The organism is Streptomyces sp. Y7, assembly GCF_043195415.1.
GTDB lineage: Bacteria > Actinomycetota > Actinomycetes > Streptomycetales > Streptomycetaceae > Streptomyces.
In genome coordinates this window covers 1-13,316 of record NZ_JBIDDQ010000045.1, presented here as the reverse complement: position 1 = coordinate 13,316, position 13,316 = coordinate 1, and the positions used below count along the sequence as shown (strand labels likewise).

The following is a 13,316-nucleotide window of genomic DNA, read 5'->3' as shown; positions in this document are numbered from 1 at the left end:
GTAAGTGGACCTGCACTTCGGTGACAGCAAACCGACGGACGACGAACGGGCCGCCGTCGACGCCCTGCTCGGACCTCCGGAGTCCTCCTGGGAGGGCGCCGACCGGTCCGACGCCGACCTCAGGTGGGCCAGGGGCGGCCGCGAGGCCCGGGACCGCCGCGACCTGCTGTTGCCGGGGCTGCACGCGATCAACGACCGGATCGGCTGGATCAGCGAGGGTGCCCTCGACTACCTGTGCCGGCGGCTGACGGTGCCGCCGGCGGAGGCGTACGGCGTCGCCACGTTCTACGCCATGTTCTCGGTCAAGCCGCGCCCCGCGACCGTGCTCCACGTGTGCACGGACATCGCCTGCGCGGCGGCCGGCGCGAGCGAGCTGTGCGCCGGGATCGAGGCGCGGCTCGGGCTCGGCAGCGGGGTGTCGGTCGAGCGCAGCCCGTGTCTGGGCCTGTGCGAACGGGCACCGGCGGCGCTCGCGATCAAGGCCGGCGATCCGGTGCGTACGGCGGTGGCGGCGCCGGCGACCGTGCACGACGCGGTCCTCGCCGCGAGCGCCCCGGACTCGGCGCCCGAGGAGCCGGCGGCCGCGATGGCCGTACCGCAGGCGGGCGGCGACGAGCTGGTGCTGCTGCGGCGCGTAGGTGTCGTGGACCCCTTGAGTCTCGACGACTACCGGGCCAACGGCGGGTACAGCGCCCTGCGCCGGGCCTTCGCGCTCGGTCCCGCCGGAGTGATCCGTGAGGTCACCGACTCCGGCCTGGTCGGGCGCGGCGGCGCCGCCTTCCCCACCGGCCGCAAATGGCAGGCCACGGCGTCGCAGCCCGACCACCCGCACTACCTCGTCTGCAACGCCGACGAGTCGGAGCCGGGCACCTTCAAGGACCGCGTGCTCATGGAGGGCGACCCGTACGCGCTGGTCGAGTCGATGACGATCGCGGCGTACGCGACCGGCGCCCACAAGGGCTACCTCTATCTGCGCGGCGAGTACCCGCGTGCCCTGCACCGCATGGAACACGCCATCGCGCAGGCACGCGCGCGGGGCTTCCTCGGCGACGACGTCCTCGGTCAGGGCTACGCCTTCGACATCGAGATCAGGCGGGGCGCCGGGGCGTACATCTGCGGCGAGGAGACGGCCCTGTTCAACTCCATCGAGGGCTACCGGGGCGAGCCGCGCTCGAAGCCGCCGTTCCCGGTGGAGAAGGGCCTGTTCGGCAAGCCGACGGTGGAGAACAACGTCGAGACGCTGGTCAACGTGCTGCCGATCCTGACCATGGGAGCCGAGGCGTACGCGGCGATCGGGACCGAGCGGTCCACCGGGCCGAAGCTGTTCTGCGTGTCCGGGAGCGTCGCGCGGCCCGGGATCTACGAGCTGCCGTTCGGCGCGACGCTCGGTGAGCTGCTGGAGCTGGCCGGGGTCCGCGAGGGGCTGCGGGCGGTGCTGCTGGGCGGCGCCGCGGGCGGCTTCGTACGGCCGGACGAGATGGGCATCCCGCTCACCTTCGAGGGCACGCGGGAGGCCGGCACGACGCTCGGCTCGGGTGTCGTCATGGCCTTCGACGACACCGTTCCGCTGCCCCGGCTGCTGTTGCGCATCGCCGAGTTCTTCCGTGACGAGTCGTGCGGGCAGTGTGTGCCCTGCCGGGTCGGCACGGTCCGGCAGGAGGAGGCGCTGCACCGGATCGTGGAGCGTACGGGTGCGGCGGCCGCCGATGACATCGCCCTGCTCAGGGAGGTCGGCCGCGCCATGCGGGACGCCTCCATCTGCGGTCTGGGACAGACCGCGTGGAACGCCGTGGAATCCGCCATCGACCGACTGGGGGCGTACGAATGACCGTGACACCGCTGGGGATTCCGCGCCGGCTGCTGGAGTTCACCATCGACGGGGAGCCGGTGCGCGCCCCCGAGGGGTCGACCGTCCTGGACGCCTGCCGGGCTGCCGGGAAGGACGTGCCGACGCTGTGCGAAGGGGACACGCTCAGGCCGAAGAACGCCTGCCGGGTCTGTGTCGTCGAGGTCGAGGGCTCGCGCACCCTCGTCCCGGCCTGCTCCCGCAAGGCCGAGCCCGGCATGGAGGTCAGGACCGACACGGAGCGCGCGCGGCACAGCCGCAAGATCGTCCTGGAGCTCCTCGCCTCCTCGGTGGACCTGTCGACGACCCCGCGGGTCGCCGAGTGGCTCAAGGAGTACGAGGCCAAGCCGGACCGCTTCGGCCCGGACGCGGCCCGGCTGAACGAGGAGCCGAGGGTCGACAACGATCTGTACGTGCGGGACTACGACAAGTGCATCCTCTGTTACAAGTGCGTCGACGCGTGCGGGGACCAGTGGCAGAACAGCTTCGCGATCTCGGTCGCCGGTCGCGGCTTCGACGCGCGTATCGCGGTGGAGCACGACGCCCCGCTGACCGATTCGGCGTGTGTGTACTGCGGCAACTGCATCGAGGTCTGCCCCACGGGCGCTCTGTCGTTCAAGTCGGAGTTCGACATGCGGGCGGCGGGTACGTGGGACGAGACCGAACAGACCGAGACGACCACCGTGTGCGCCTACTGCGGTGTGGGCTGCAACCTCACGCTCCACGTGCAGGACAATGAGATCGTGAAGGTCACCTCGCCGCACGACAACCCGGTGACCCACGGCAACCTCTGCATCAAGGGCCGTTTCGGCTATCAGCACGTACAGAACCGGGACTGAGAGACACATGGGACGAGTCACGGAACGACGCAAGGTCATCCGGATCCGGGACGGGGCGGTCTCCAGCCGCCCGGACACGCTCGTGGCCGAGGAACCGCTGGAGATCCGCCTCAACGGCAAGCCGCTGGCGATCACCATGCGCACCCCCGGCGACGACTTCGCGCTGGCGGCCGGCTTCCTGGTGAGCGAGGGCGTGCTGGCCGAGGGCTCCGACCTGCAGAACATCGTGTACTGCGCGGGCGCCACGGTGGACGGCTCGAACACGTACAACGTGGTGGACGTGAGGACCGCGCCGGGGGTGGCCATCCCCGACATCACCCTGGAACGGAACGTGTACACGACGTCGTCCTGCGGGCTGTGCGGAAAGGCGTCCCTGGACGCCGTCCGTACGACGGCCCGCTGGCCGATAGCCGACACTCCCCCGGTCCGGCTCGATCCCGAACTGCTCGCGAGCCTCCCCGACCGGCTGCGCGCGGCCCAGCGGGTCTTCGACCGGACCGGGGGCCTGCACGCGGCGGCCCTGTTCACCGAGGACGGTGAGCTCCTGGACATCCGGGAGGACGTGGGCCGGCACAACGCGGTCGACAAGCTGGTCGGCCGTGCCCTGCAGAACGACGGCCTGCCGCTGTCCCGGACGATCCTGCTGGTCTCGGGGCGGGCCAGTTTCGAGCTGGCGCAGAAGGCGGTGATGGCGGGCATCCCGGTGCTCGCCGCGGTCTCGGCGCCGTCCTCGCTGGCCGTGGATCTGGCCGCGGAGGCCGGGCTGACACTGGTCGGCTTTCTGCGGGGCAGCTCCATGAACGTGTACGCGGGCGAACACCGGCTCGCCCTGCGGACCGCGGCCGCCCAGGCCTGACCGGCTCCCCGCGACACGGCGGCGGGGCCCCGAACCGGCGGGGAGCGCCCCCTGCGCCGTTACTGGGGCCCCGCTGTTTTCATGACCGGGCCGGCGGCTCAGCCGCTCGTGAAGGACACGTCCGCGGCCCGCACCACCGAGCCCAGCCTCGGGAAGTCCAGCCGTACCGATGCCTCGTGCTCGGCCGCCGTGAACGCCGTCATCGCGTCCTCGACGAAGACGAGGTCGTAGCGCAGGTCGGCGGCGGCGCGGGCGGTGGACTCGACGCCGAGGTTGGTGGCGATGCCACCGAACACCAGCGTGCCGATGCCCCGTTCGCGGAGCCGGTCGTGCAGGCCCGTGTCCTGGAAGCCGCCGATCGTCCGCTTCACGATCTCGAGGTCGCCCTCCTGCCGCAGGCCCGCCGCCAGACCGCTGCCGGGCGGCTGCTCGGCGACGCCGGTACGTTCCACGCGGACCAGGACGACGGTCGCTCCCGAGGCGCGGAAGGAGGCCGCCAAGTGCTGGGAGGTGCTGAGGACTTCGGTGCCCTTGCGGGGCTCCAGGGGCAGCGCGACGATGCGGTCCATCAGGTCGACCAGCACGAGTGCGGTGTGTGCGGGCCTGAGATCGAGGGGTGCGGTCATGACGGAACGTTATCCGCCGTCAGCTCTGCGTACCGGAAATCCGGATCAACAGGTCCGTGAATCGTTCCCGTTCGGCGGGTGAGGGCGGGGCGAGAAGCGCGCCGTTGGCCTGGCGGGCGGCCTTTTCGCAGCGGCGCGCGCCCTCGTCCGTGAGGGAGATTGCGTTCTTGCGCCGGTCCCGGCGGGCCCCTGTCCCTCGAAGCGGCCCCCGTCCCGCGGGCCGGCCCCGGCGAGCCGCTCGTCCGCTGCGAGGCGATCGGCGTCACGCTCTCCGTCGTCCGCAAGGTCACCGAGGCGCCCGAGCCGGCCCCGCTGGGCGGCGAGAGCGCCGGCGAGGTCGCGGCCACGGGGCCCGGCGCCGACCGTTTCCGCGTCGGCGATCGTATGACGGGGCTGTGCTTCGGGCACGGGTACGCCGGCTACGCCCTCCTGCACGAGGGCATGACCTCCCCGGTGCCGGACACCGCCGTCGGGCCGGTCACCCTCGTCCGCAGCGGCCTGGTGGCGCTCGGCGTGCTGGCGGCCGCCCGGCCCGAGCGGGGCGAGGCCGCGGCGCCGACGACGTGGTCACGTACGGACAGGAGCACTGGGTCGATCCCGTCGACCACCTCCTCGACGCCGTCGGCGGCGACATGCCGAACCACGCCCTCGCGGCGCTCACGCCCGGCGGGCGACTTGTGGCCTACAGTTCGGATGGTGGGACGATTCGGGCATATGACCTTCTTGTCGGCGCCGAGTCCGTCATCGGATTCCGGCTGGCACGGATCGCTCGCGGAGAGCCGGAGTTGTACGAGCGATGGCGGCAGGAGCTGTGGAGGCTGTTTGAAGAGGGGGCCGTCAAGCCCGTCATGCATGGGGAGTTCGTGCTGGAGGAGGCCGCCGCGGCACATGCGGCCGTCGAGTCACGGGTCAACCGAGGGAAAGTAGTACTCCATCCGTGACGTGACACGTGCACGGTTCTTGTGATGAATGCGATAGCCCAACTAACGTCTGTGATGCGCACTTTGGACGTGGGATGTCCGAATGTTCAGATGCCTGGACGCATGACCAGACGATGAAGGGCGGGCCGCACCATGCCGTCAAGAGTTCGCGCACGTCTCAGAGCTGCCCTCGTCGCGGCCGTCGCCACCTCGGCGACGGCCGCGACGTTAGGTCCCGCACAGTCCCAACCGGCGAAGACCGTCCCGTCGTTCGAGCAACAGGTCCTCTTCAAGGCGTCCCAGGATCCCGGGTACGCCTGCTTCCGCATTCCCGCGATCGTGAAGACCAAGGACGGCACGCTGCTGGCGTTCGCCGAGGGGCGGGTGCTCAACTGCGGGGACGCCGCCGACATCGACATCGTGCTCAAGCGGTCCACCGACGGCGGACGCACCTGGGGCCCGCTCCAGGTCGTCAACGAGGGCAACGGCGACACCCACGGCAACCCGGCACCCATCGTGGACCAGGAGACCGGGCGCATCCTGCTCGCGGAGACGTACAACACGGGGCGTACGGACAGCGGCAGTTGCTCGGTCCCGTGTGACCGCACCCCGCATCTCCAGTACAGCGACGACGACGGGCGGACCTGGTCCCAGCCGCGCGATCTGAGCCCTCAGATACTGCCCGCGAACTGGAACTCCTGGTACGCCACCGGTCCCGTGCACGGCATCCAGCTCACCAAGGGCAAGTACGCGGGCCGGCTCGTGTTCGGCGTCAACACCGAGACCTGGAACGGCAGTCGGGTCACCGACAACCACGCCGCCCTCATCCTCAGCGACGACGGCGGCGACCACTGGCGGGTCGGCGCGACGGACTCCTGGCCCATCTCCGCCGCCGACGGCACCTTCCGCCAGAAGCCGTCCGAGGTGACGCTCACCGAGCGCGCCGACGGCAAGATCCTCATCAGCGGCCGGGAACAGGACGGCACCGACCTCGGCCACCGCTCACAGACCTTCAGCAGCGACGGCGGCGACAGCTTCACGGGGCCCTTCCGCGACCAGCCGGACCTGTACACGCCTCAGGTGCAGGGCGCCACGGTGCGGTTCGGCGACCGGATACTGCTGTCAGCGCCCGGCGACCCGGACCGCCGGCGGACCATGATGATCCGCACTTCCTACGACAACGGCGACACCTGGGAGAGCGTGGACCGCGGCAAGGTCGTCACCACGGACTGGTCCGGGTACTCGGACATGGCGGAGATCGACGCGTCCACGGTGGGCCTGATGTACGAGGGCGGAGCCGTCGACGCGCGGGACGAGATCCGGTTCGCCCGGTTCAACGAGGAGTGGCTCGGGCCCCGGCGCGGCCCCGACCCGACCACCCCCGACCTCGCCATCGGCGCACCCCGTGCGACCGTCCTGGGCGGCCCCGCGAAGACGGACGGCGTGCTCGGCTCAGCCCTGCAGTTCGACGGCCGCGACGACGCCGTACGCCTGCCGTACCGTTCACAACTACCGCTCGGTGACGGTGAGTTCACGGTGTCGCTGTTCTTCCGCTACTCCGCGACGAGCGGCGAGCAGCCGTTCCTGTGGATGGGCGGGATCGGCAGCACCCAGCCGCAGATCTGGCTGCGCGGCGAACCCGACAACGACCGGGTACGCGCCCTGATCACCACGCGGGTGGGGTTCGGGACCGTGCACACCTCGTCGGTGTGGGCGGGCGGTGCCGCCAACGACGGCAAGTGGCACCATCTCGCGCTGCGGCGCGGCGGCGGACGGCTGACGCTGTTCCTCGACGGCCGGGCGGTCAGCACCACGGACGTGCCCGGCTCGGTCAGCCGGAACTCGCCCTTCGGTGTGCACGTCGGTCAGCGCATGGACAGCCGCGCCTTCCTCACCGGCACGCTCGACGACGTACGGGTGTGGAACCGGGCGCTCGGCGAGGAGGAGCTCAGCGCGGCGGCGGCGCAGTCCGCCTCCCGCAAGAAGGTGAACACCCGCGACACCGTCCTGTGGCTGCCCATGGACCAAGCGGGCTGAGGCCACTAACGTCCCGGGCGTGCCCGACGACGCACGAGCACGACAGCGCACCGGAACCGGCCTCGGACTCCTGCTGGCCCTGGTTCTCGGGGCCGTGCTGCTCACCGCCCTCCCGGACGACGGCGATCGGGAGGGCGGTGCCGCGTGCGCGCCGCACTCGGTGGCGTCCTGGTCGGCACACCGGGACCTGACCGCCGAGTTCGCCCGCTACGGCGACGACCCGTCCCGCACCGACGACTGGACCGGCGGCGACGGCACGCACTCGGTGCGGCTGCCCGACGGCCGTGTGCTGTGGCTGTTCTCCGACACCTACCTCGGGCAGGTGCACGCGCCGCCCAACCCGTTCGGCGAGTCCTTCACCTGGCGGGAGGCGTCCGCTCCCCTCGTGCGCAACTCGGCGGTCGTCATGCGCGACGGACGCCTGCAGAGCACACTCCCCGCGCCGCTGTTCCCCGACCCCGCCCCGAACCAGTGGCGCTGGCCGGTCGGGGCGCGTGTCGAGCCCCGCTCCCCCGGCTCGTCGGAGCAGGTGCTGCGCGTGCTGCTGTGGGTGCGTACGGCCGGGCAGTCGCCGTGGATCTTCGGGGTGCCGACCGCGACCGAGGTGGCCACGCTCTCGCTGCCCGGTCTGCGGGTCGAGTCGGTCGTGAAGGTCCTCGATCAGCAGTTGGTGCCGGATCCCTCGCGGCGGGTGCTGTTCGGGACGACCCTGGTCGAGGAGGAGGGATGGACGTACGTCTTCGGCGGCGACGACGGCCAGGCTGCCTCCCGTGCGGTCTCGCACGCCTATGTCGCGCGGGTGCCGAAGGGACGGCTCGCCGAGCCGGATGCCTGGCGGTACTGGGACGGCTCCGCGTGGGCGAGGGCGGGGCCGCGGTTCGGGCCGGTGCTGGGGGACGGGCAGCGCACCGGGGTCGGGAGCGCGTTCTCGGTGGCGCGGGTGGGCGGGACGTACGTGCTGTTCACCATGGCCGCCGGCACCGACGGGCTGACGAGTGTGACGTCGTACTGGGCCTGCTCCCCCGTCGGCCCGTGGCGCGGGCCGACGAAGGACTTCAGCCCGTCGCTGCCGCCGGGCGGGCAGGTCGCCGCCTACAACCCGCAGGTGCACCCCGAACTGAGCGGCGACGGGCGTCTGGTGCTGAGCTACGACGTCAACTGGCTGGACACCGCCGGCGCGGCGGCGCAGCTCAACCGGAACGTGTCCCTGTACCGACCGCGGTTCGTGACGCTGCGGGCGGCGCCGACACGGTGATGGCCGCCTCGGCGTCGTGGGCCCGGCGCTTGGCGATGACCGCGCACACCATCAGCTGCATCTGGTGGAAGAGCATCAGCGGCAGCACGGCCAGCGAGGCGTGCGCGCCGAACAGGACGCTCGCCATGGGCAGCCCTGCGGCCAGCGACTTCTTCGAGCCGGCGAACTGGATCGCGATGCGGTCCGCCCTCTCGAAGCGCAGGGCCTTCGCGCCGTACCAGGTCAGGGCGAGCATCACGGCCAGCAGCACCGCCTCGACGGCGAGCAGGCCGCCGAGCCTGAGCGGGCTGACCTGGTGCCAGATGCCCTGGACCATGCCCTCGCTGAACGCGGTGTAGACGACCAGCAGGATCGAGCCGCGGTCGACGAGCCCGAGGACCTTCTTGTGCCGGGCGACGAAGCCGCCGATCCACCGGCGCGTCAGCTGCCCGGCGGCGAACGGCACCAGCAGTTGCAGCACGATCTCGACCAGCGAGTCGGCCGAGAAACCGGCGCCGCTGCCGAGGACGGCCGCCGCGAGCAGCGGGGTGACGACGATGCCGACGAGGGAGGAGAAGGAGCCGGCACAGATCGCCGCCGGCACGTTGCCGCGGGCCATCGAGGTGAAGGCGATCGACGACTGGATCGTCGACGGGACGAGGGTGAGGAAGAGCAGGCCCTGGTAGAGCGGCTCGTTCAGCAGCACCGGGACGAAACCGCGGGCGGCCAGGCCGAGCAGCGGGAAGACGAGGAAGGTGCAGGCCAGGACGGTGACATGGAGCCGCCAGTGCTTCACCCCGTCCAGCGCCTCACGGGTGGACAGCCGGGCGCCGTAGAGGAAGAAGAGGAAGGCGATCGCTGCCGTGGAGGCACCGGATGCCACATCGGAGGCCGCCCCGCGCGCCGGGAACAGGGCGGCGAGACCCACGGTCCCGAGCAGCAGCAGGATGTACGGGTCGATCGGCATCCAACGCGGCCATCGCAGGCGTTTCACTGTGCTCCACTACTTCGCTGTCGCTTCGCTGAACTTCCGGTTGCGGGCACGGACGTGCCCTCCCCATCGTCCTCCGGCGATCAGCGATCGGGAATCCGGCATACCACTCTGACTGTCATCACGTTCCGCGATAGCCGCGGGTAGTCTGACGGTGTGTACGACCCCTCCCACCTTCGCACGTTCCTCGCGGTGGCCCAGACGCTCAGCTTCACGCAGGCCGCCCGGCGCCTGGGGCTGCGGCAGTCGACCGTGAGCCAGCATGTCCGACGGCTGGAGGACGCCACCGGCCGGCCGCTGTTCACCCGGGACACCCACTCCGTGGAGCTGACCGAGGACGGCGAGGCGATGCTCGGGTTCGCCCGCCGGATCCTGGAGGTGCACGAGCAGGCGACGTCGTTCTTCACCGGTACCCGGTTGCGCGGCCGGCTGCGGTTCGGCGCGTCCGAGGACTTCGTGCTGACCCGGCTGCCGGAGATCCTGGAGGGCTTCCGCTACGAACACCCCGAGGTCGACCTGGAGCTGACGGTCGAGCTCTCGGGCACCCTGCACGAGCAGCTGGCCGCCGGGAAACTGGACCTCGTGCTGGCCAAGCGGCGCCCCGAGGAGCCACGGGGCGAACTGGTCTGGCACGACCGGCTGGTGTGGATCGGCACGGAGCGGCTGCGCCTGGAGCCGGACCGTCCGGTGCCGTTGATCGTCTATCCGCCCCCGGGGATCACCCGGGCGCTGGCCATGGAGGCGCTGGAGCGGGCGGGGCGGGACTGGCGGATCGTGTGCACCAGCGGCAGCCTGAACGGGCTGATCGCGGCGGCGCGCGCCGGGCTCGGAGTGATGGCGCACTCCCGGGGGCTGATTCCGCCGGGGCTGGTGCGGATGCCGGAGCGGTCGGGGCTGCCGGAACTGGGGCGGGTCGACTTCGTGCTGGTGCACGGGTCTCGGCGGACGGCCGCGCAGGGGGCGGCGGACGCGCTCGCGGCGGCGATCCTGGCGGGCGGGGACCGGTTGCACCGGCGTTGAGCGATCCGTGGAAGGACCGTGGCCGGCTGCGGGTGCGTGCGGGCCGATCGCGCCCACGCGGCGGCAGCCGCAGATCCAGTACGGCCCCGCGCCCCTGAAGGGGCGCTTCAGCGCGGCGGATGCTGATAGGTCAGCTGCTTGACTCGCCGCAGGAACGGTGACGCCTCCACGTGCTGGACGCCCTCCAGGCGGCCGATCGGGCCGCTCAGATAGCCGTACAGGTCCGCGCTGTTGCGTACGACGGCCGTCGCCAGGATGTTGCAGGGCCCGGCCGTCGCCGCCGCGTGGGCGATCTCGGGGTGGGTGGCGAGCGCCTCGCCGACCGAGGTCAGGGCGGCCGGGGTGGTCGTGATCCACAGGAGCGCGGCGAACGGATAGCCGAAGGTCTCCGACAGGTACTCCACGTCGATGTACACCGCCCCGGACGCCAGCAGCGCGGCGAGCCGGCGCTTGACCGCGGACTCCGAGCGGCCGGTGGCGCGCTGGAGCTCGGGGTAGGTGGCGCGTCCGTCGCGTTCGAGGACCGTGATCAGCGGCTCGTCGTCGGGGTCGATACGGGCCGGACCGGGCTCGGGGACCGGCTCGGGGCGCAGTGCCTCGACCTGCTCCTCGGTCAGGGCCCAGAACTTGCGCAGCCAGCCGCTCGGGCCGCCGTAGAAGCGGTGCAGGATCTGGTGGGCCCGGATCTCCAGGACGCGCGGGGTGCGCGGGAGCTTGCCGAGCAGGAGGTCGTCGCGGTCGCCGGGGCTGCGCGGCCGGGTGCCGAAGATGACCTCGGTGCCGCCGGAGGCGATGCCGATCCAGCTGGTGTCGTCCCGTTTCGCCAGGGCCTGGGCGATGGCCTGGGCGCTGTCCGGCACGCAGCGCAGCCGCATCGTCCAGTGGTCCTGGCCGAGGCGTTCCGGGTCGCGGACGGCGACCACCCTGAGGCCGGCCTCGGCGCACAGCCGGCGGTAGCGGCGGGCGACGGTCTGGTCGGAGACGCCGAGCACCTCGGCGATGCGGGCGAAGGACGCCCGGCCGTTCACCTCCAGCGCGTACAGCAGCTGAAGGTCGAGCCGGTCGAAGACGTCGGATTCCATCTCCATGGCCGCTCCCCCTGTCGGATTCCGGCGATCCGCCACCCGGCACGGCCGTGATCGACCGCGCGCGGCCCATCGTACGGACACGTACGCGGCTCGCGTACGTGTCTACCATTCGGAGGGGAATCAGTCATGCGCACATGGGGGCCGCTCACGGCCGTCTGCCTGGGCACGTTCATGTTGTTGCTGGACGTGACGATCGCGATCGTCGCGCTGCCGGACATGGCGCGGGCGCTGGACGCCTCGCTCAGTGATCTTCAGTGGGTGATGGACGGGTACGCGCTGGCACTGGCCGCGCTGCTGCTCGGCATAGGGGCCGCTGCCGACGTGCTCGGGCGCAGGCGCGTCCACGTGGTGGGCGTCGTGGTGTTCGCGGCGGCCTCGCTGCTGTGCGGCCTCGCGACCGGGCCGGGGATGCTGGTCGCCGCCCGGGGGCTGCAGGGGATCGGGGCGGCGGCCATGTTCGCCACGACGCTGCCGCTGCTCGGCTCCGTCTACCAGGGCAAGCGGCGCTCGGTCGCGCTCGGTGTGTGGGGCGCGGTCAGCGGGGCGGCGGCCGCGGTGGGGCCGATCGCCGGCGGGCTGCTCACCGACGGTCCGGGCTGGCGGTGGATCTTCTACGTCAATCTGCCGGTGAGCGTGGCCGCGGTGTGGGTGACGCTGCGGGTGGTACCGGAGTCGCGGGGTGCGCGGGGCCGTCGTATCGACTGGGCGGGCACGGTGACGTTCGCGGCGTTCGCGGGCGCGGTGACGTACGGGGCCGTACGGGCCGGGAGCCACGGGTGGGGCGAGTCGGGGACCCTGCTGTGGTTCGCGGGGGCGGCGCTGGCGCTGGTCTGCCTCGTCCTGGTGGAGCGGCGGGTCGCCGATCCGCTGCTGGATCCGCGGCTGTTCCTGCGGCCCGCGTTCTCCGGTGTGATGGCGGGTTCGCTCGCCTTCAACGCGGCGGCGTTCGCGGCCATGGCGTACACCTCGATCTGGCTGCAGACCCTGCTCGGGATGAGCCCGGTGCGCGGCGGTGCGGTGTTCCTGTGGCTGTCGCTCGCGTCGTTCGTGGTCGCGGCGGTCGGCGGGCGGCTGCTGCACGGGGTGTCGGCGCGGCTCACCATCGGGATCGGGCTGCTGCTGATCGGCGCGGGCCAGTTCTGCATGGCGTTCCTGGACGCCGGGTCGAGCGCGAACGCCCTGATACCGGGGCTGGTGCTGGTCGGCGTCGGGACGGGGCTGGTGTCCCCCGGCATCGCGGGCGCCGCGCTGGCCTCCGTGCCGCCGGAGCGCTCCGGCATGGCGGGCGGTGCGGTGAACACCTTCCGGCAGCTGGGGTACGCCCTCGGTATCGCCCTGTACGGCACGGTGCTGACCTCGCGGATGCGGGACTCGCTGCCGGACGAGGCGGCCCACGCCCTGGCGGGCGGCGGCGCGGGCGCGCTGCGGGGCGGCTTCGGCGAGGAGACCTTGCGGACCGCCTTCGCGGACGGGCTGAACGCGGTGGCCGTGGCGGCGGGCACCACGGGAGTGGTGGCCGGCCTGCTGGTGCTCGCCCTGGTCAGGCGGCCGGCCGTGACGCGGACCTCAGTGACGCCTGGGGCTCCTCGTACGCTGACAGAGGAGACGCCCGTACGCAGGGGATGACATGATCGACAGGGCCCTTGCCCGGTAATCGGGTCGTACAGATTCGGTGGAGATTACGGGCCCGAAACTTACTCAACCGTCAGTTTTCTGTCCGACCCTTCCCCATGTGAGCGCATTTTCCTGCGCTGACCTGTGCGTACCTGAGCACCGCTCGGCTTTCCACCCCCTCCCGCCCTCTCGGCGGGTGGGGTAGCTTTCACGGCGCTGAGCGGAGCTTTTCAGCCGAGGCATTC

10 protein-coding genes and 2 pseudogenes are annotated in these 13,316 nt (G+C 71.8%); 8 read left to right on the top strand and 4 right to left on the bottom strand.

The window, feature by feature from the left end:
- The first annotated feature begins 4 nt into the window (after positions 1 to 4).
- Genes ACGFW6_RS44170 through fdhD form a run of 3 tightly spaced genes read left to right on the top strand, consistent with a single transcriptional unit; the run spans position 5 to position 3,541 of the window.
- Entirely contained in the window at positions 5 to 1,828 is a 1,824-nt protein-coding gene (locus ACGFW6_RS44170; RefSeq protein ID WP_393523185.1) for an NAD(P)H-dependent oxidoreductase subunit E, read from the top strand.
- Positions 1,825 to 2,685 (top strand): 2Fe-2S iron-sulfur cluster-binding protein, encoded by an 861-nt coding sequence (locus ACGFW6_RS44165; protein WP_393523183.1) that lies wholly within the window; start codon positions 1,825 to 1,827, stop codon positions 2,683 to 2,685. Before ACGFW6_RS44170 ends, ACGFW6_RS44165 begins: the two co-directional genes overlap by 4 nt.
- Before the next feature lie 7 nt (positions 2,686 to 2,692).
- Positions 2,693 to 3,541, top strand: coding sequence for a formate dehydrogenase accessory sulfurtransferase FdhD (gene fdhD, locus ACGFW6_RS44160; protein ID WP_393523181.1), 849 nt, complete (start codon positions 2,693 to 2,695; stop codon positions 3,539 to 3,541).
- A gap of 98 nt (positions 3,542 to 3,639) precedes the next feature.
- Here the strand turns inward: fdhD and ACGFW6_RS44155 are convergent, their stop codons facing one another.
- The gene (locus ACGFW6_RS44155) at positions 3,640 to 4,167 is read right to left on the bottom strand and encodes an isochorismatase family protein (protein ID WP_393523178.1); all 528 of its coding nucleotides are present in this window, start codon (positions 4,165 to 4,167) and stop codon (positions 3,640 to 3,642) included.
- Positions 4,168 to 4,186: 19 nt separating this feature from the next.
- Positions 4,187 to 4,348, bottom strand: a pseudogene (locus tag ACGFW6_RS44150) (MarR family transcriptional regulator); the annotation flags it as partial.
- Here ACGFW6_RS44150 and ACGFW6_RS44145 point away from each other — a divergent pair.
- The 3 genes and pseudogenes from ACGFW6_RS44145 to ACGFW6_RS44135 all read left to right on the top strand — a co-directional run bounded on the left by ACGFW6_RS44145 (position 4,327) and on the right by ACGFW6_RS44135 (position 8,379).
- Positions 4,327 to 5,108 (top strand): annotated as a pseudogene (locus tag ACGFW6_RS44145) (zinc-binding dehydrogenase). The pseudogenes ACGFW6_RS44150 and ACGFW6_RS44145 sit on opposite strands and share 22 nt — an antisense overlap.
- A gap of 132 nt (positions 5,109 to 5,240) precedes the next feature.
- Positions 5,241 to 7,124, top strand: coding sequence for an exo-alpha-sialidase (locus ACGFW6_RS44140; protein WP_393523175.1), 1,884 nt, complete (start codon positions 5,241 to 5,243; stop codon positions 7,122 to 7,124).
- Positions 7,125 to 7,143: 19 nt separating this feature from the next.
- The gene (locus ACGFW6_RS44135; protein ID WP_393523172.1) at positions 7,144 to 8,379 is read left to right on the top strand and encodes a DUF4185 domain-containing protein; all 1,236 of its coding nucleotides are present in this window, start codon (positions 7,144 to 7,146) and stop codon (positions 8,377 to 8,379) included.
- Here the strand turns inward: ACGFW6_RS44135 and ACGFW6_RS44130 are convergent.
- Positions 8,315 to 9,325, bottom strand: a complete 1,011-nt coding sequence (locus ACGFW6_RS44130) for a bile acid:sodium symporter family protein (RefSeq protein ID WP_393523169.1) — start codon at positions 9,323 to 9,325, stop codon at positions 8,315 to 8,317. The genes ACGFW6_RS44135 and ACGFW6_RS44130 overlap by 65 nt on opposite strands.
- A gap of 180 nt (positions 9,326 to 9,505) precedes the next feature.
- Here ACGFW6_RS44130 and ACGFW6_RS44125 point away from each other — a divergent pair, with 180 nt between their 5' ends.
- Positions 9,506 to 10,369, top strand: a complete 864-nt coding sequence (locus ACGFW6_RS44125) for a LysR substrate-binding domain-containing protein (protein WP_393523166.1) — start codon at positions 9,506 to 9,508, stop codon at positions 10,367 to 10,369.
- Positions 10,370 to 10,476: 107 nt separating this feature from the next.
- On the opposite strand, the gene ACGFW6_RS44120 is transcribed toward ACGFW6_RS44125, so the two are convergent.
- Positions 10,477 to 11,457, bottom strand: a complete 981-nt coding sequence (locus ACGFW6_RS44120) for an Lrp/AsnC family transcriptional regulator (protein WP_393523163.1) — start codon at positions 11,455 to 11,457, stop codon at positions 10,477 to 10,479.
- A gap of 126 nt (positions 11,458 to 11,583) precedes the next feature.
- Here ACGFW6_RS44120 and ACGFW6_RS44115 point away from each other — a divergent pair, with 126 nt between their 5' ends.
- Positions 11,584 to 13,083, top strand: a complete 1,500-nt coding sequence (locus ACGFW6_RS44115; RefSeq protein WP_393523160.1) for an MFS transporter — start codon at positions 11,584 to 11,586, stop codon at positions 13,081 to 13,083.
- Positions 13,084 to 13,316: the final 233 nt, after the last annotated feature.

Coding starts and splice junctions, on each gene's coding strand:
- ACGFW6_RS44165 (WP_393523183.1), top strand. CDS start 1,825: ATGACCGTGACACCGCTGGGGATTCCGCGCCGGCTGCTGGAGTTCACC.
- fdhD (WP_393523181.1), top strand. CDS start 2,693: ATGGGACGAGTCACGGAACGACGCAAGGTCATCCGGATCCGGGACGGG.
- ACGFW6_RS44155 (WP_393523178.1), bottom strand. CDS start 4,167: ATGACCGCACCCCTCGATCTCAGGCCCGCACACACCGCACTCGTGCTG.
- ACGFW6_RS44140 (WP_393523175.1), top strand. CDS start 5,241: ATGCCGTCAAGAGTTCGCGCACGTCTCAGAGCTGCCCTCGTCGCGGCC.
- ACGFW6_RS44130 (WP_393523169.1), bottom strand. CDS start 9,325: ATGCCGATCGACCCGTACATCCTGCTGCTGCTCGGGACCGTGGGTCTC.
- ACGFW6_RS44120 (WP_393523163.1), bottom strand. CDS start 11,457: ATGGAGATGGAATCCGACGTCTTCGACCGGCTCGACCTTCAGCTGCTG.
- ACGFW6_RS44115 (WP_393523160.1), top strand. CDS start 11,584: ATGCGCACATGGGGGCCGCTCACGGCCGTCTGCCTGGGCACGTTCATG.